We start from the raw sequence: 16,153 nt of genomic DNA, 5'->3' as shown, positions 1-16,153 counted from the left end.
CACGGGATAAGTGGTGCTGTTTCAACCCCAGGGCATGATGGGGACGGCACTCACTGCACTCTTGTACGAACCATCCACCAACTTGGTGCTGTAAGTCAGATAGACAAGGGCATTGCGCTTCTCGTCGTAAAAACGCACCACCTTCTGCTCCTTGAACACCAGCGAGGTGCTGACATCGAACACCTCTTCCCCCGCCTTCAGCCTGGCGGGAAGGGTGATGGGGCCGATCTGGTGGCAGGAGAGGGAGGCGTGGGAGGGATCTTCCGCCAGCCCGAGTCCGCCCTTGACGCCGCCGGTCTTGGGGCGCGCCAGATAGCAGGCGACACCGGCGATTTTCGGGTCGTCGAACGCCTCCACCAGGATCTTGTGGTTGGGGCCGAGCAGCTTGAAAGCGGTGCTCACCTCGCCGACGGGATCTGCCTTGTCGGCCAGCACCGGGCCGGTCATCAGTGCCCCCAGCAGCAGGGGCAGGGTGCGAGCAAGGGTCTGAGGATGTCTCATGGTCTCTCCTGTTGGCCTCCCTCAGAAAGGGATGCCCAAACGACGATAGAGGCTGGCCAGCACCCAGGCGGGGCCTACCAGCAGAAATTGCAGGTCGGTGAGAAAGGAGGGGCGTTTCCCCTCGATATGGTGACCGACGAACTGGGCTATCCAGAACAGCACGAACCCGATGAGGGCAGGCCACAGCAGCGGCCCCTGCCAGACGTGGCAGAAGGCCAGTCCCAGGGCGGTCAGGGCGGTCATCCCCGTAAAGATCGTCAACGACAGCCGCAGGTAGAAGACCAGCACCGGGATGGCCACCAGCCCCGCCCAGTTGAAGGACGCTGGCAGGGGACCGGCGGGCAGGCACCAGAGCAGGGCCAGGATGCAGAGGTAGATGCCTGGCACCGCCACCTTGTGGATGGCCACATTGACGGGGTGTTGATGGCTCTGGCCGTAGTCGCGAAACCAGTCATCCAGTCGTTTCATGGCACCTCCCTGGTGCGCGTATTGAGGCCGGGCGACCTCGCGTTCCTGTGCGTCTGCGGCGGGCTGCGCCCACCGGATGGGATGACCCGCGGCTGATCACGCTCCCGGCGGCGGATATTCCCAATGCCGGGATACCGTGTCCGTTCATGCTCGCAGCGGTGGATATTCTCAACGCCGGATATCGTGTCCGTTTACTCCTGCGACGGTGGATATTTCCAATACCGGAGGCCGTGTCCGTTCACGCTCGCAGCGGTGGATATTCTCAACGCCGGATATCGTGTCCATTTACTCCTGCGACGGTGGATACTCCCAATATTGGGCCGGAATGCTTTTGAGCAAGGGGGTCATGTCGGGATTGGGCAGGGCGATGGTGACTCTCTGCTCCAGATTGGCGCTGGCCAGGGCCTCGCGGATCTTGGGGTTCTCCCGAAAGAACGCCATGAAGCTGCCGTCGGCATAGGCACGCTCGAGGCCGGTCTGGATCGCCTTGGCCAGCTTCGGCGACTCCGGGCTGACGAAGAAGAACTCGGCGAAGGGGTAGCGGATCAGCAGGTGCTGATCGATCACCAGGTTGGGATATTGTGCCGCCAGCTCGCTGCGTTCGGCGAAGATTTCCACCAGACCACGGGGGAAGAAGTCCAGCTTGTCGCCGTCATTCATCAGGCGAAACAGGTTGCTGTAGCGCCCGGCATAGGTGGGAATGCCTGCCAGTTCCAGGATCTTGTTGTCGGCCCAGCCCACCCCCTGTGCGGCTTTCAGTTTCTTGAGGTCTGCCAGGGTGTTGATCTGGTTGAACCGCTCCTGGGCATCGGCGTGGATGAAGGAGAGGCGCAGCCCTTCCAGGCCACGAAACAGCGGGATTGGCACTGCGGTGAGGGAGGATTCCAGTGTGCTGGAGGTACCCATCCAGAACACATTGATGACCTTGCCCTTGGCAAGCGCCTGCTGGAGGCTGTACTGGTTGAGATTGAGGTCGACCCGCTCCAGCTTGTAGGGCTGCCCGGCGTGGTTGAGCGCCAGTTCCAGCAGCTTGAGCTGGTATTCGTTGTCGAGATCGTTGATCGGTCGGCTGGGGACCTTGACGGTGAGCGTCTGTGCTTGTGCCAGCAATGGCAGGCACAAGCACAGCCTGATGAGCCATTTCACGCTTTGATCTCCTGTAGGATCCGGGACTTGCCCGGAGTCTAACAGAAGTTGTCACGCTCTTGCTGTGAAAGGGGCCGGGGATCACCCGGCCGCGTCATCTTCGGGCATGGCCTGCCCTGTGCCCGGCTCGTACCGAGGCCGGGCTTGTTCGCCGCATCAGGCGACGCGACGGAACACGTGAGTGTCGTTGAATTCCTTGGTGCTCTGGCATTCAACACAGAAGCGGGACTCGGGACGGGCCTGCAGCCGCTTGAGAGAGATCTCGTCGCCACAGGATTCGCAATAGCCGAAATCCCCTTCATTGATGCGCTTCAACGCCCCTTTCAGCTTGCGCAGGTGCAACTTGTCGTGCTCGATGCGGTTCAGCTCCAGGCGACGGGCCTCCTCGACACTGGCACGGTCAATTTCATCCGCCATCTCGTTGGTATCGGTGGCGATAGCCTGGCTGGCCTGGGAGTTGAGACGTTCTTCGAGCTCAAGGATTTGTCGCTCGATCTGGCCTTTGTAGAAGGTCAGTTGGTCTTCTGTCATGAAATCACACATACGGTTTGCTACCAGTCAGTTTCCCAATGTTACCCATTGATGGGGGCTGTCTGTCGTCAGACCAAGCCCTTGTATCCCGTTTTGCACCAAATCCATGCAGGAGAGTGCAAATCAGGGCGGGCCTTGTACCAAAAAAATGCAGACATGCAAAGGAAATTGGATAAGGAGTGTGCGCCCTTGCAAAGAAATGGGCCTTCTCCGACAGGGTCTGACTGAGTATCGAACGAGATCCCGCCGCCGTTGGCATCGAGCTTGCAGTGGGCTGATCGTGACACAAAGTGTTTAGTATTTGGTGCCGCGCTGGTCATTATACAGGCCGTTGTTTATAGTTTTTTAAACACCGCTGCTTGACAAAGGCCTTTATCACGGGCTTTTATGGTGTGGTCGATTACATTTTCTTAACAAGGGTGTTCCTTATATTAGACACCCTTGACAATGGCAACCGTAAAGTCGGGGTTTAACATGGACAGTATCAAGGGCTGGATGGAGAGCAATCGCATCACGGAAGTGGAGTGCCTGTTTCCGGATTTCACCGGCAATGCCCGAGGCAAGATCATTCCAGCCAACAAGTTTCTGCGCGAGGGGGGCATGCGGCTGCCCGAGGTCATCTTCACCCAGACGGTGACTGGCGAGTACCCGGATGACGACAGCATGATAGACCCGCTGGAGCGGGACATGCAGCTCTATCCCGATCCCAACACCATTCGTTTCGTACCCTGGGCGCTGGAGCCCACCGCCCAGGTGATCCACGACTGCTTTGACGTCAACGGCAAGCTCATCGACATCGCTCCCCGCTCCGTGCTGCGCCGGGTTCTGTCATTCTACGAGAAGCAGGGCTGGAAGCCGGTGGTGGCGCCGGAGCTGGAGTTCTACCTGGTGACCCGCAACGAAGATCCCGACTATCCGCTGGTACCGCCGGTGGGCCGCAACGGCCGCCCGGAAACGGCCCGCCAGTCGTTCAGCATCGATGCGGTGAACGAATTCGACCCCATCTTCGAGGACATGTACGACTACTGCGAGGCCCAGGAGCTTGAGGTGGACACCCTGATCCACGAATCCGGCGCCGCCCAGATGGAGATCAACTTCCTGCACGGGGATGCCATCGATCTCGCCGACCAGGTGTTTCTGTTCAAGCGCACCATGCGCGAGGCCGCCCATCGCCACGGCATCTATGCCACCTTCATGGCCAAGCCCATGAGCAACGAACCGGGTTCCGCCATGCACATCCACCAGAGCCTGGAAGACATGGATGGCAACAACCTGTTTGGTACCAGCGAAGGGGGCAACTCCGATCTGTTCATGCATTTCATCGCCGGCCTGCAGAAATACACCCCGGCAGTGACCGCCCTGCTGGCGCCGAACGTCAACTCCTACCGCCGCCTCACCTTTGGCGAGAGTGCGCCGCGCAACGTGCAGTGGGGGGTGGAAAACCGCACCTGCGGCCTGCGGGTCCCCTTCTCCGAACCGAGTGCACGCCGGGTCGAGAACCGCTTCGCCGGGGCCGATGCCAATCCGTATCTGGCCCTGGCCGCCACTCTGGCCTGCGGCTACCTCGGCATGCTGGAGAAGCTCGAACCCATGCAGGAGATGAAGGCGAGTGCCTATGACCTGCCCTACAGCCTGCCCCGCTCGCTGGAGGAATCGCTGAGCCACCTGGAGCAGTGTGAACCCATCAAGGACATGCTGGGGGAGCGCTTCATCCGCGCCTTTGTGGCCGTCAAACGCAAGGAGTACGAGACCTATTTCGGCGTGATCAGCCGCTGGGAACGGGAATTCCTGCTGCTGAACGTCTGATCTGTCCCCGGGGGAGGCGAGGCCTCTCCCCGTCATATCGCAAGCAAGGGGCCGAAGGCCCGTCTGGCGGGGGCGCCCGCGACCCGGAAGGCACCGAGTAAAGGTGAGGCCCGCTCTCGCAATGGAGAGGGGGGTCACCTGCAATCAACTGGCGACGATGTTCGCCCCATGGAAAGGCATCGAGCAGGCAAGAGAGTGCCAGCCCCGTGAATGGCAGTGACCGGGCAGGCCACCCGTGCCCTCATGAATGGCGACAAGATTCGCCGAATCGAAGGAACCGAGGAGCAAGCAATGCAGCACACCACCCGTGAGTGGCAGCAACTGGAAGCCAGCCATCATCTGCATCCGTTTACCGATTTTCAGGCCCTGAACAAGAAGGGCAGTCGCATCATCACCAAGGCCGAAGGCGTCTATCTGGAAGACTCCGAAGGCAAGCGCATTCTGGACGGGATGGCGGGTCTGTGGTGCGTCAACATGGGCTACGGCCGTCAGGAGCTGGTGGATGCCGCCACTCGCCAGATGCAGCAGCTGCCCTACTACAACCTCTTCTTCCAGACCAGCCACCCCCCTGCTGCCGAGCTGGCCACCCTGCTGGCCGAGATCACGCCTTCCCACCTCAACCACGTCTTCTTCACCGGCTCGGGCTCGGAGTGCAACGACACAGTGCTGCGCATGGTGCGCCACTACTGGGCCAGCAAGGGACAACCTGACAAGCAGGTGATCATCAGCCGCCACAATGCCTATCACGGCTCCACCGTGGCGGGGGCCAGTCTGGGCGGCATGAAGGGGATGCACGCCCAGGGCGGCTTGCCCATTCCCGGCATAGTACACATCGACCAGCCCTATCACTTCGGTGAGGGAGAGGGCATGAGCGCCCACGAGTTCGGTCTGGCCCGTGCCCGCCAGCTGGAAGAGAAGATCCTGGCACTGGGGGTGGACAAGGTGGCCGCCTTCATCGGCGAGCCTATCCAGGGTGCGGGGGGGGTCATCATTCCACCCGAGAGCTACTGGCCCGAGATCCAGCGTATCTGCGACCAGTACGGCATCCTGCTTATCGCCGACGAGGTGATATGCGGCTTTGGCCGCACCGGCCACTGGTTTGCCAGTGAAGGTTTTGGCATCAAACCCGATCTCATGTGCCTGGCCAAGGGCATTACCTCCGGCTATCTGCCGATGGGCGCCGTGATGGTGGGGGACAGGGTTGCCAGGGTGCTGGTGGAAGAGGGGGGGGAGTTCAACCATGGCTTCACCTATTCCGGCCATCCGGTCGCCTGCGCCGTGGCCATTGCCAACATCCAGCTTATGCAAAGGGAGAGCATAGTTAAGCGAGTTCATGATAGTATCGGCCCCTATTTGCAGCGCCGCTGGGCTGAGCTGGCGGACCATCCGCTGGTGGGGGAAACCCGTGGAAAAGGCCTGGTCGCCGCGCTGGAAATAGTGCAGGACAAGCAGACGAAACGTCGCTTCCCGGCCGAGCTCCATGCCGGGATGACCTGTCGGGAGTTCTGTTTTAACAATGGCTTGGTGATGAGGGCTGTCGGCGATACCATGATCATATCGCCCCCCTTGGTGATCACCGAGGAACAGGTGGATGAATTGGTCAAACTGGCCAGGCTCAGTCTGGACCTGACGGCTGCAAAGCTGCGGGAATAGGCGGGAACCGGGCAGGTTGGCTTACGCATACAATTTGCTTAGGAGACAAGGACTATGTCTTTTAAAAAGGGAATGATGGCTGCTTCCGTGGCGCTGGTCATGATGAGTACCGGGGCGATGGCCGACGAGAAGGTGCTGCACGTCTACAACTGGAGCGACTATATCGCGCCGGATACGCTGGAAAACTTCCAGAAGGAGACGGGCATCAAGGTGGTCTACGACGTGTTCGACAGCAATGAAGTGCTGGAAGCCAAGTTGCTGGCAGGCAAGTCGGGCTATGACATCGTCGTACCGTCCAACCCCTTCTTGGCCAAGCAGATCAAGGCAGGTGTCTTCCAGAAGCTGGACAAGTCCAAACTCTCCAACTGGCAGAACCTGGACGTCGACCTGCTCAAGGCGCTCGAACCGAGCGATCCGGGCAACCAATACTCCATCCCTTACCTGTGGGGCACCATCGGCTATGCCTACAACGCCGAGAAGGTGAAGGCCGTGCTGGGGGCGGATGCCCCGGTGGACTCCTGGGATCTGGTGTTCAAGCCGGAGAACATGGCCAAGCTGAAGGAGTGCGGTGTCTCCTTCCTCGACTCGCCGACCGAAATGCTGCCGGCCGCCCTGCAATACCTGGGCTTCAAGCCGGACAGCCAGAAGCCGGACGAGCTGAAGAAGGCAGAGGAGCTGTTCCTCTCCATCCGTCCCTATACCGCTTACTTCCACTCCTCCAAGTACATTTCGGATCTGGCCAACGGCAACCTGTGCGTGGCAGTGGGTTACTCCGGTGACCTGCAGCAGTCCAAGGCGCGTGCCGCCGAGGCCAAGAACGGTGTCAGCCTGACTTACACCATTCCGAAAGAGGGGGCAGGCAGCTTCTTCGACATGATCGCCATCCCGGCGGATGCCAAGAACGTCGAGGCGGCCCACACCTTCATCAATTACCTGATGAAGCCGGACGTGATCGCGAACATCACCAACGTGGTGCAGTTCCCGAACGGCAACAAGGCGGCCACGCCGCTGGTGGACGAGGCGATCCGTACCGACCCGGGTATCTACCCGACGCCGGATACCCTCAAGAAGATCTACACCTTCCCGGATCTGCCGGCCAAGGTGCAGCGTCTGATGACCCGCAGCTGGACCAAGATCAAGTCAGGCAAGTAAGAGTGACGAGTACCCCTCCCGGTCCGCAGTTCGGCCGGGAGGGTGGTGACCACCCGACAGGTTGGACGGCGCGTATGGATGCGCGACTGGCAAAATCACACAAATGAGGACTGATAAGTGCACATGACCAAGATGGCAACGCTGGCCCTGACCCTGGGGTTTGCAAATCTGACCCAGGCAGCCCCTGTGGTTCATTTTTACAACTGGTCCGATTATATCGGCGAGACCACCCTCAGTGACTTTCAGCAGAAGACCGGGATCAAGACCGTCTACGACGTGTTTGACTCCAACGAGACGCTGGAAGGCAAGCTGCTGACCGGACGCACCGGCTACGATCTGGTCGTGCCCTCCAACAATTTCCTGGCCAAGCAGATCAAGGCGGGGGCCTTCCAGAAGCTGGACCTCACCCTGCTGCCAAACCTGAGCAACCTGGACCCCATGCTGCTCAAGCAGCTCGAGAAGGTGGATCCGGGCCATCAGTACGCCGTGCCCTACCTCTGGGGCACCAACGGCATCGGCTACAACGTCGACAAGATCAAGGAAGTACTGGGTGTCGACAAGATTGACTCCTGGGCGACCATCTTCGAGCCGGAAAACATGAAGAAGCTCTCCCAGTGCGGCGTTGCCTTCCTCGATTCGGCGGACGAGATGATCCCGGCTGCCCTCAACTACCTGGGGCTCAACCCCAACAGCCATGAGCCGGCGGACATCAAGCGGGCCGAAGAGCAGCTGCTCAAGGTGCGCCCCTATGTGGCCTACTTCCACTCCTCCAAGTACATCGGTGACCTCGCCAACGGCAACATCTGCGTGGCGGCGGGTTTCTCCGGCGACATCCTGCAGGCGGCGTCCCGGGCCGAGGAGGCGGGCAAGGGGATCAATATTGCCTACAGCATCCCCAAGGAGGGTGGCAATCTCTGGTTCGACATGATGGCGATCCCGGCCGATGCCACCAACGTGAAAGAGGCTCACGCCCTGATCAACTACATTCTCGAACCGCAGGTCATCGCCAAGGTGAGCGACTATGTGGGTTACGCGAACCCGAACATCAAGGCGGGAGAGTTCATGGACAAGGCCGTGCGCGAGGACGAGTCTGTCTATCCCCCCCAGGCGGTGCTTGAGCGTCTGTATGTGCAGGAAGCACATCCCCGCTCGGTGCAGCGCCTGATCACCCGGAGTTGGACCAAGATCAAATCCGGAACCTAACCTTGGCGCCCATCCCGGGGCGCCAGATTGTATTGATGGATCGGCCCAGGCCGGAATCACCTTTGGGAGTTTGGTAATGGCGATAGCCTCCAGTGCCTACAAGAAAGCCCTCGAGGGCAGCCAGCAGCGTAAAGAAGTGCTGGTCAAAATAGACAGGGTAAGCAAGCAGTTCGACGAAACGCTGGCGGTCGACAACGTGTCTCTCAACATCCACAAGGGCGAGATCTTCGCCCTGCTGGGTGGGTCCGGCTCCGGCAAGTCCACCTTGTTGCGGATGCTGGCCGGGTTCGAGCGACCCACGGAAGGACGGCTGTTCCTCGACGGCGTCGACATTACCGACATGCCGCCCTATGAACGCCCCATCAACATGATGTTCCAGTCCTACGCCCTGTTCCCCCACATGACGGTGGCCCAGAACATCGCCTTCGGCCTCAAGCAGGATGGCCTGCCCAAGGCGGAGATCGATGCCCGGGTGGAAGAGATGCTCAAGCTGGTGCAGATGACCCAGTACGCCCGCCGCAAGCCGCACCAGCTCTCCGGTGGTCAGCGTCAGCGGGTGGCCCTGGCCCGTTCCCTGGCCAAGCGTCCCAAGCTGCTGCTGCTGGACGAGCCCATGGGGGCGCTGGACAAGAAGCTGCGCTCCACCATGCAGCTCGAGCTGGTCGAGATCATCGAGCGGGTGGGTGTGACCTGCGTCATGGTGACCCACGATCAGGAAGAAGCCATGACCATGGCCGAGCGGATCGCCATCATGCACCTCGGTTGCATCGAGCAGATCGGCAGCCCGATGGACATCTACGAGACCCCGGCCAGTCGGCTGGTGTGCGAGTTCATCGGCAACGTCAACCTGTTTGACGGCCTGCTGGTGGAGGATGAGCAGGACCACGCCATCATCGCCTGTGCGGATCTGGAGCAGCCCATCTATGTGGGTCACGGCATCAGCTCCCGGGCGGAGAACAAGAAGGTCACCTATGCCCTGCGTCCGGAAAAACTGCTGATGAGCCTGCAAAAGCCGGAAGAGATCGAGCATCCGGACTTCAACTGGACCAAGGGCGAGGTTTATGACATCGCCTATCTGGGCGGCCATTCCGTGTATCACATCCAGTTGCCCTCGGGCAAAATCGTTCAGGCTTTCATCGCCAATGCCGAACGCCACGGCAAACGGCCGACCTGGGATGACCAGGTGTTCCTCTACTGGGAAGATGACAGCGGCGTGGTGCTGCAATCATGAAGGCATTGAGACGACTCAAACAGGTGGGAGGGCGGCAGCTGGTCATCGGCATCCCCTTCTTCTGGCTGTTCCTCTTCTTCCTGCTGCCCTTCATCATCGTCGTGAAGATCAGCTTCGCCGAAGCGGACGTGGCCATCCCGCCCTACACGGACGTGGTGAGCTGGGCAGACAATCAGCTCACCATACTGCTCAACCTGGGCAACTACCTGCTGCTGCAGGAGGATGAGCTCTACATCGCGGCTTATCTGGGGTCCCTCAAGATAGCTCTGGTCAGCACCCTGCTCTGCCTGCTGATCGGCTATCCCATGGCTTACGCCATTTCGCGGGCCAACAAGGAGACCCAGACCGTTCTGCTGCTGCTCATCATGATGCCGACCTGGACGGCGATCCTGATCCGGGTCTACGCCTGGATGGGGATCCTCAGCAACAACGGCCTGCTCAACAGCGTCCTGCTGGGCATCGGGGTGATCGACGAACCGCTGCAGATCCTCAATACCAACCTGGCGGTCTATATCGGCATCGTTTATTCCTACCTGCCGTTCATGGTGCTGCCGCTCTATGCCAACCTGGTCAAGCACGACCAGAGCCTGCTGGAGGCGGCCTCCGATCTGGGTGCCCGCAACCTGACCCGGTTCTGGCAGATCACGGTGCCACTCTCCAAGAACGGCATCATCGCCGGTTGCATGCTGGTCTTCATCCCTGTGGTGGGCGAGTTCGTCATCCCCGAGATGCTGGGTGGCCCAGAGACCCTGATGATCGGCAAGGTGTTGTGGCAGGAGTTCTTCAACAACCGTGACTGGCCGGTGGCCTCCGCCCTGGCGGTGGTGATGCTGGCGGTGCTGATCATTCCCATCATCCTGTTCAACCGCAACCAGGCCAAAGAGCTGGAGGGCAAGGCATGAGACGTTTCGGTTTTGCCAAGCTGATGCTGTGGCTGGGGTTGCTGTTCATCTACCTGCCCATGATCATCATGGTCATCTACTCCTTCAACGCCTCCAAGCTGGTGACGGTGTGGGGAGGCTGGTCGCTCAAGTGGTACTTCGGCCTGCTCGACAACAAACAGTTGATCGGGTCCGTGTTCCGCTCCTTGGAGATCGCCTTCTACACCGCCATCGCGGCGGTGGCGCTGGGGACAGTGGCGGCCTTCGTGCTGACCCGGATCCCTCACTTCCGTGGCCGTACCCTGTTCGGCGGCATGGTGACGGCGCCGCTGGTGATGCCCGAGGTGATCACCGGTCTCTCCCTGCTGCTGCTGTTCGTGGCCATGGCCCAGCTGGTGGGTTGGCCCGCGGAGCGGGGCATGCTGACCATCTGGATAGCACATACCACCTTCTGTACCGCCTATGTGGCGATCGTGGTGTCGGCGCGGCTGCGGGAGCTGGATCTCTCCATCGAGGAGGCGGCCATGGACCTGGGAGCCAAGCCCTGGAAGGTGTTCTTCCTGATCACCATCCCGATGATCGCCCCGTCGCTGGCGGCGGGTGGCATGATGTCGTTCGCCCTGTCGCTGGATGATCTGGTGCTGGCGAGCTTCGTCTCCGGCCCGGGTTCGACCACCTTGCCAATGGAAGTGTTCTCGGCGGTGCGTCTCGGCGTGAAGCCCGAGATCAACGCCATCGCGAGTCTGATCCTGCTGTCGGTATCCCTGTTCACCTTCGGTAGCTGGTATCTGATGGCCCGGGCGGAGAAACGCCGCCGTGCCGAAATCGCCATGACCACCCAGATGCAGGCAGTTGCCTGACTTGCCCCGTGATAAGATCCGCATTCCCCCATCCGTCAGGAGAATGGAATGCGGATCTCCCTCTTCATCGGCCAGAGCGCCGAACTGAACCCAGAGCAGGCCCCCGGCCTCATCAGTGCCATCCACAAGCAGCCTGCCGACGCCCCTCTGTGGTGCGATTTCCTCGGCCTTCGCGGAGATGAGCAGAGTGACAGACGCCATCATGGCGGCCCGGATCGAGCCCTGCACCATTACCCTGCGGAGCACTACGCCTGGTGGAAAACCTGGCAAACCGCGCTGGGACTGCCTGTACCACGCACACCCTGGCAGCCTGCCGCCTTTGGCGAGAATCTCTCTGGTTCGGGGCTGACGGAGGCGCAGGCCTGCATCGGCGATGTCTATCGACTTGGGGAGGCGCTGATCCAGATAAGCCAGCCCAGATCCCCCTGTTTCAAGCTCAACCAGCGCTTTGGCTATGGCCAGCTCTCCCAGGCGATGCAGCTGAGTGGTCGCTGTGGCTGGCTGCTGCGGGTGCTGGAAGAGGGAAAGGTGGATCCGCAGGGGGAGCTGACACTGGTGGACAGACCCTACCCTGAGCTGACGGTGAAGCGCACCGCCGACATCCTGTTCAACCAGGCCCGCAACGAGGAAGATCTGCAACTGCTGCTGGAGAACCCGGCGCTCTCTCCCAACTGGCGCCAGCATGCGGCCCATTGGCTTGAACATGGTGTGGTGGCGGATTGGAGCCGGCGTTTGCTGGGGCCGACCGAGTTCAGGTTGCCTCGACAGGGCTGAAGGCAGGCGGAAAGATACCTTGTGGCGATTTTTGCTGCGACTCGCTGAATTATTGAGCGTAAAGCCATTTTTTTAGAGTGAATGCAAAAAAAGGCTTGTGTCGGGTCGGGGCTTTCGGTAAATTCTCGCCCCGCAGACATCGGTGTGTAGCGCAGCTTGGTAGCGCACTTCGTTCGGGACGAAGGGGTCGGAGGTTCGAATCCTCTCACACCGACCACATTTGAAAAGGCCGCTCAATGAGCGGCCTTTTCGCATTTGGTTTGTTGAAGCAAAGCTGACATTTCCATTGTCGATTGCTTCTACTGCTCCGATCTCCCTCATTTGCCCAACTAAAAGGGCCACCGCTCGGTGGCCCCACTGGTGGAGTCTGATCCTGACTCCGGCACTCTAGATTGTGACAATCTCGTTATGGGTCTTGTCGATGGTGCCCTCCTTGCGCCCCAGGCGCTCATTCAGATATGCCAGTGTTGATGCCGCAATGCCTTGAAACCGTGTTGGGTTTGCAGGGCCGCATGCTTGGGGTACTCACTAATGAAATGTGCTATTCCCTCCATCAGTTGTGAACGCAGCGAAGACACGGGCTCATGCCAGGCTTGCAGGCAGAGATGACCAGGGATCAGCTGCTCTCGATACGCTTCCAGCAGCGATTCCGGCCAGGGCTCGATATGGGAATCGTGACGCAGTAAATAGTGGGCGGCGGGTTCACGGGCATAGATGAACTGAACTTGGGCCAGGTCGCGTTGGCTTAGCGTTTGGCTGCCGATATGGCAAGTCAGATATTTTCCCGTCTTCAGATTCAGGAAGTGACCGCGTTGCCGACAGGCAATGATGCGATACCAGGGCAGGGGTGAACAGAGAGAATACCCCTCCAGCTCCTGTTCCAACCAGTGACGGCACTCTGGGGTCTGCACTTCTTCGCGCATGGCCTCAAGTCGTGTCAGCAAGGCTCTGGATGGTTGGGTAGCCAGTATCGCGCTCATCGTCTGCAATCCTCCCTCTGCACAGAATCCCGACTTTCAGTATGGACCCTGAGCGGAGGAGGGGGTAAGAATTCTAATGATTAAAATCAGCTTAGAAGCGCACTTTTTATGCAATAAAAACCATTAGCCGACGAGGTAGGTGCCCGTGCCGAAGGCGATGTGGGTGCCCTCTTCGTTGTGCAGCTCCATGCGGGCGACCGCTACCTTGCTGCCTGCCCGGATGATGTGGGCGGTGGCGATGAACTCGTTGCCGCGACCGGGACGAAGATAGTCCACCCGCAGATCGATGGTGCCAAGCCGCGAGAAGCGCTCCTTGAGATAGCTGGGGGAGAAGTCCTCCAGCTCGTCGATGCAGGAGGCGGCGACTATCATGCCGCCCGCCACATCGAGCAGGCTGGCGGTGACGCCGCCGTGCAGTATGTTGTGGAAAGGGTTGCCGATGAGCTTCTGTTCCATCTTGATGCGCAGCTCCACTTTGTCGAAGTCGTAGTGGGTGACTTGCATGCCGATCAGCTTGTTGAAGGGCATCCTCTCGGCGAACAGGTTGGCTATGCCACTGAGCGCCATCTTCTTGAGCATCTGTTTCATTCCTTCAGTCCGCCCTGTCATCAAAGCCGAGTAAAAACTCCAGCCAGTCTGCAACACTTCCTTAACACTCGCAATGGCAGGTTTATTGTAGGCGGCGGCTGCTTTAGAATGGCGACCCCAAAGGAGAGCCCATGACCGTCATTGCCGAAACCCTGCCTGACCCTCAGCCAGAGAATCCCCTTGCCCTGTTGCAGGCGGTGTTTGGCTATCAGCAGTTTCGGCCGGGCCAGCTCGAAATCATCGAGCAGATCGTGGCGGGGCGCGATGCCTTGGTGCTCAAGCCCACCGGCGGCGGCAAGTCGCTCTGCTACCAGATCCCGGCGCTGCTGCGACCCGGGCTCGGGGTAGTGGTCTCCCCCCTCATCTCGCTGATGAAGGATCAGGTCGACACCCTGCGCGCCAACGGCGTGGCGGCGGTCTACATCAACTCGGCCCTGAGCCGGGAGGAGATGATCCAGAACTTTGCCGCCATGCGCCGGGGCGAGATCAAGCTGGTTTATGTTTCCCCCGAGCGTTTGCTGCAGCACGAGTTCATGGACCGGTTGGCGGAGCTGCCCCTCGGCCTGTTCGCCATCGACGAGGCCCACTGCGTCTCCCAGTGGGGTCACGATTTTCGCCCCGAATACGCGGCGCTCGGGCGACTCAAGCAGTGGTTCCCCCAGGTGCCCGTGGTGGCGCTCACCGCCACCGCCGACGAGGCGACCCGCAGCGACATGCTGCACCGGCTGGAACTGAACGATCCCTTCATCCACACCGCCAGCTTCGATCGGCCCAATATCCGCTACAGCCTGGTGGAGAAGTTCAAGGCGGCGGAGCAGCTGCTGCGCTACGTGCAGAGCCAGAAGGGCAACTGCGGCATCGTCTACTGCTCCAGCCGTAATCGGGTGGAGGAGGTGGCCGAGCGGCTATCCCGTCACGGCTGCAAGGCGGCACCCTATCATGCCGGTCTGCCGCTGGAGCTGCGTCAGCAGACCCAGGAGGCCTTCCTCAAGGATGACATCGAGATCGTGGTGGCGACGGTGGCGTTCGGCATGGGCATCGACAAGCCCAACGTGCGCTTCGTGGTGCACTACGACATCCCGAAGAACATCGAATCCTACTATCAGGAAACCGGCCGTGCCGGGCGCGACGGCACCCCGGCCGAGGCGCTGCTGCTCTACGATCCTGCCGACATCGGTCGGGTGCGCCGGCTGCTCGACAACATCGAAAACCCCCAGCAGTTGCAGGTGGAGCAGTACAAGCTCAACGTGATGGCGGCCTTCGCCGAGGCGCAGACTTGCCGCCGTCAGGTGCTGCTCAACTACTTCGGCGAGTACAACGACAAGCCGTGCGGCAACTGCGACATCTGCCTCGATCCGCCCCAGAGTTATGACGGCACCGAAGATGCCCAGAAGGCGCTCTCCTGCGTCTGGCGGGTGGGACAGAATTTCGGGGTGGGTTATGTGGTGGAGGTGCTGCGCGGATCGCTGAACCAGCGCATCAAGGATCACGGTCACGACAAGCTCTCGACCTACGGCATCGGCAAGGATCAGAGCCACGAATACTGGATGAGCGTCATCCGCCAGCTGATCCACAAGGGGTTGCTGACCCAGAACATCACCCGCAATCTGGTGTTGCAGCTGACCGAAGCGGCTCGACCCGTGCTGCGTGGCGAGATGAAGCTTGAACTGGCAGTCCCCCGCCTGCAGCCCATCTCCAGTCGCAAGGAGAAGCGCAACGGCCTGCTCGACAACGCCAACTATGACAAGCGGCTGTTCAAGGAGCTGCGCGCCCTGCGCAAGCAGATCGCCGAGGATGAAGAGGTGCCGCCCTATGTGGTGTTCAACGACGCCACCCTGGTTGAGATGGCACAGCTCATGCCGATGACCGAGGAGGAAATGCTGGCGGTCAACGGTGTCGGTCACCGCAAGCTGGAGCGCTTCGGTGAGGCCTTTATGGACCTGATCATCGACTACTGCCGCCGGTAGGGTCGGCCCAGGTAGACCTTGTCATCGACCGCTGCAGGCCCAGGCCGGTAGGCTGGCACAACAAACAGTGAAAAGGCGCCCGTTGGTCGGCGCCATGCGTTATTTCAGGCTGGCGTAATAGGCTGCCAGATTCTCCATGTCCGCCTCGGTCAGCATCGCCATGAAGGGAACCATCAGCGGCTCGGTACGGGAACCCTCCTTGAACGCTTTCATCTGCTTGAGCAAATAGGCCTGGTTCTGGCCCGCGAGGTGGGGGTAGGTCGGGACGCTCGCCTTGCCATCCGCGCCATGACAGGCGGCACAGACCACGGATTTGGCCTTGCCTGCGTCTATGTCGGCCGCCTTGGCCTGATGGCCCCAGGCAAGCGCCAGCAGGGGCAGGGTATAGACCCACTTTGGCATCGTCTTCTCC

At 60.4% G+C, this 16,153-nt stretch carries 16 protein-coding genes and 1 tRNA gene; 10 read left to right on the top strand and 7 right to left on the bottom strand.

The window, feature by feature from the left end; all coding sequences use genetic code 11:
• Nucleotides 1-21: 21 nt before the first annotated feature.
• The 4 genes from BGO64_RS02430 to BGO64_RS02415 form a co-directional block, all read right to left on the bottom strand.
• The gene (locus tag BGO64_RS02430; RefSeq protein WP_103857784.1) at nucleotides 22-501 is read right to left on the bottom strand and encodes a CreA family protein; all 480 of its coding nucleotides are present in this window, start codon (nucleotides 499-501) and stop codon (nucleotides 22-24) included.
• Nucleotides 502-522: 21 nt separating this feature from the next.
• The gene (locus BGO64_RS02425; protein WP_041214237.1) at nucleotides 523-969 is read right to left on the bottom strand and encodes an Mpo1 family 2-hydroxy fatty acid dioxygenase; all 447 of its coding nucleotides are present in this window, start codon (nucleotides 967-969) and stop codon (nucleotides 523-525) included.
• A 285-nt stretch (nucleotides 970-1,254) separates the two neighbouring features.
• Entirely contained in the window at nucleotides 1,255-2,115 is an 861-nt protein-coding gene (locus BGO64_RS02420) for a hypothetical protein (RefSeq protein ID WP_286700103.1), read from the bottom strand.
• Between the two features lie 156 nt (nucleotides 2,116-2,271).
• Nucleotides 2,272-2,658 carry a TraR/DksA family transcriptional regulator gene (locus BGO64_RS02415; RefSeq protein ID WP_010676061.1) on the bottom strand — a complete coding sequence of 129 codons (387 nt, stop codon included), beginning with the start codon at nucleotides 2,656-2,658 and terminating at the stop codon, nucleotides 2,272-2,274.
• Between the two features lie 462 nt (nucleotides 2,659-3,120).
• Here BGO64_RS02415 and BGO64_RS02410 point away from each other — a divergent pair, with 462 nt between their 5' ends.
• The 9 genes from BGO64_RS02410 (at nucleotide 3,121) to BGO64_RS02370 (ending at nucleotide 12,423) form a co-directional block, all read left to right on the top strand.
• The gene (locus tag BGO64_RS02410; protein WP_010676060.1) at nucleotides 3,121-4,452 is read left to right on the top strand and encodes a glutamine synthetase family protein; all 1,332 of its coding nucleotides are present in this window, start codon (nucleotides 3,121-3,123) and stop codon (nucleotides 4,450-4,452) included.
• Between the two features lie 291 nt (nucleotides 4,453-4,743).
• Nucleotides 4,744-6,105, top strand: coding sequence for an aspartate aminotransferase family protein (locus BGO64_RS02405; RefSeq protein ID WP_010676059.1), 1,362 nt, complete (start codon nucleotides 4,744-4,746; stop codon nucleotides 6,103-6,105).
• Nucleotides 6,106-6,159: 54 nt separating this feature from the next.
• Complete coding sequence (locus BGO64_RS02400; protein WP_039039663.1) at nucleotides 6,160-7,257, top strand: polyamine ABC transporter substrate-binding protein; 1,098 nt, start codon at nucleotides 6,160-6,162, stop codon at nucleotides 7,255-7,257.
• 123 nt (nucleotides 7,258-7,380) lie between these two features.
• Nucleotides 7,381-8,460, top strand: coding sequence for a polyamine ABC transporter substrate-binding protein (locus tag BGO64_RS02395; RefSeq protein WP_045522886.1), 1,080 nt, complete (start codon nucleotides 7,381-7,383; stop codon nucleotides 8,458-8,460).
• 76 nt (nucleotides 8,461-8,536) lie between these two features.
• Nucleotides 8,537-9,691, top strand: coding sequence for a polyamine ABC transporter ATP-binding protein (gene potA, locus BGO64_RS02390; RefSeq protein WP_010676056.1), 1,155 nt, complete (start codon nucleotides 8,537-8,539; stop codon nucleotides 9,689-9,691).
• The gene (locus tag BGO64_RS02385; RefSeq protein ID WP_010676055.1) at nucleotides 9,688-10,593 is read left to right on the top strand and encodes an ABC transporter permease subunit; all 906 of its coding nucleotides are present in this window, start codon (nucleotides 9,688-9,690) and stop codon (nucleotides 10,591-10,593) included. The genes potA and BGO64_RS02385 overlap by 4 nt, the downstream gene beginning before the upstream one ends.
• On the top strand, nucleotides 10,590-11,432 hold the full coding sequence (locus BGO64_RS02380; protein ID WP_010676054.1) for an ABC transporter permease subunit: 843 nt from the start codon (nucleotides 10,590-10,592) through the stop codon (nucleotides 11,430-11,432). The genes BGO64_RS02385 and BGO64_RS02380 overlap by 4 nt, the downstream gene beginning before the upstream one ends.
• 48 nt (nucleotides 11,433-11,480) lie before the next feature.
• Complete coding sequence (locus tag BGO64_RS02375) at nucleotides 11,481-12,206, top strand: MOSC domain-containing protein (RefSeq protein ID WP_286700102.1); 726 nt, start codon at nucleotides 11,481-11,483, stop codon at nucleotides 12,204-12,206.
• A gap of 140 nt (nucleotides 12,207-12,346) precedes the next feature.
• Nucleotides 12,347-12,423 (top strand) — tRNA-Pro (locus BGO64_RS02370).
• A 235-nt stretch (nucleotides 12,424-12,658) separates the two neighbouring features.
• Here the strand turns inward: BGO64_RS02370 and BGO64_RS02365 are convergent.
• A complete protein-coding gene (locus BGO64_RS02365; RefSeq protein WP_010676052.1) occupies nucleotides 12,659-13,186 on the bottom strand; it encodes an AbiTii domain-containing protein in 528 nt (175 codons plus the stop codon).
• A 123-nt stretch (nucleotides 13,187-13,309) separates the two neighbouring features.
• Complete coding sequence (locus tag BGO64_RS02360) at nucleotides 13,310-13,774, bottom strand: thioesterase family protein (protein ID WP_069784940.1); 465 nt, start codon at nucleotides 13,772-13,774, stop codon at nucleotides 13,310-13,312.
• A gap of 131 nt (nucleotides 13,775-13,905) precedes the next feature.
• On the opposite strand from BGO64_RS02360, the gene recQ reads away from it, so the two are divergent.
• Nucleotides 13,906-15,741: an ATP-dependent DNA helicase RecQ gene (gene recQ / locus BGO64_RS02355; RefSeq protein ID WP_039039660.1), complete on the top strand. Its 1,836-nt coding sequence runs from the start codon at nucleotides 13,906-13,908 to the stop codon at nucleotides 15,739-15,741.
• Nucleotides 15,742-15,840: 99 nt separating this feature from the next.
• On the opposite strand, the gene BGO64_RS02350 is transcribed toward recQ, so the two are convergent.
• Entirely contained in the window at nucleotides 15,841-16,143 is a 303-nt protein-coding gene (locus BGO64_RS02350; RefSeq protein WP_043153448.1) for a c-type cytochrome, read from the bottom strand.
• Nucleotides 16,144-16,153: the final 10 nt, after the last annotated feature.

It is taken from the genome of Aeromonas sp. 62-46, assembly GCF_001898585.1.
Classification (GTDB): Bacteria; Pseudomonadota; Gammaproteobacteria; order Enterobacterales; family Aeromonadaceae; genus Aeromonas; species Aeromonas caviae.
The sequence above is the reverse complement of the archived record's forward strand: the minus strand, read 5'-3'. Positions and strand labels throughout refer to the sequence as shown.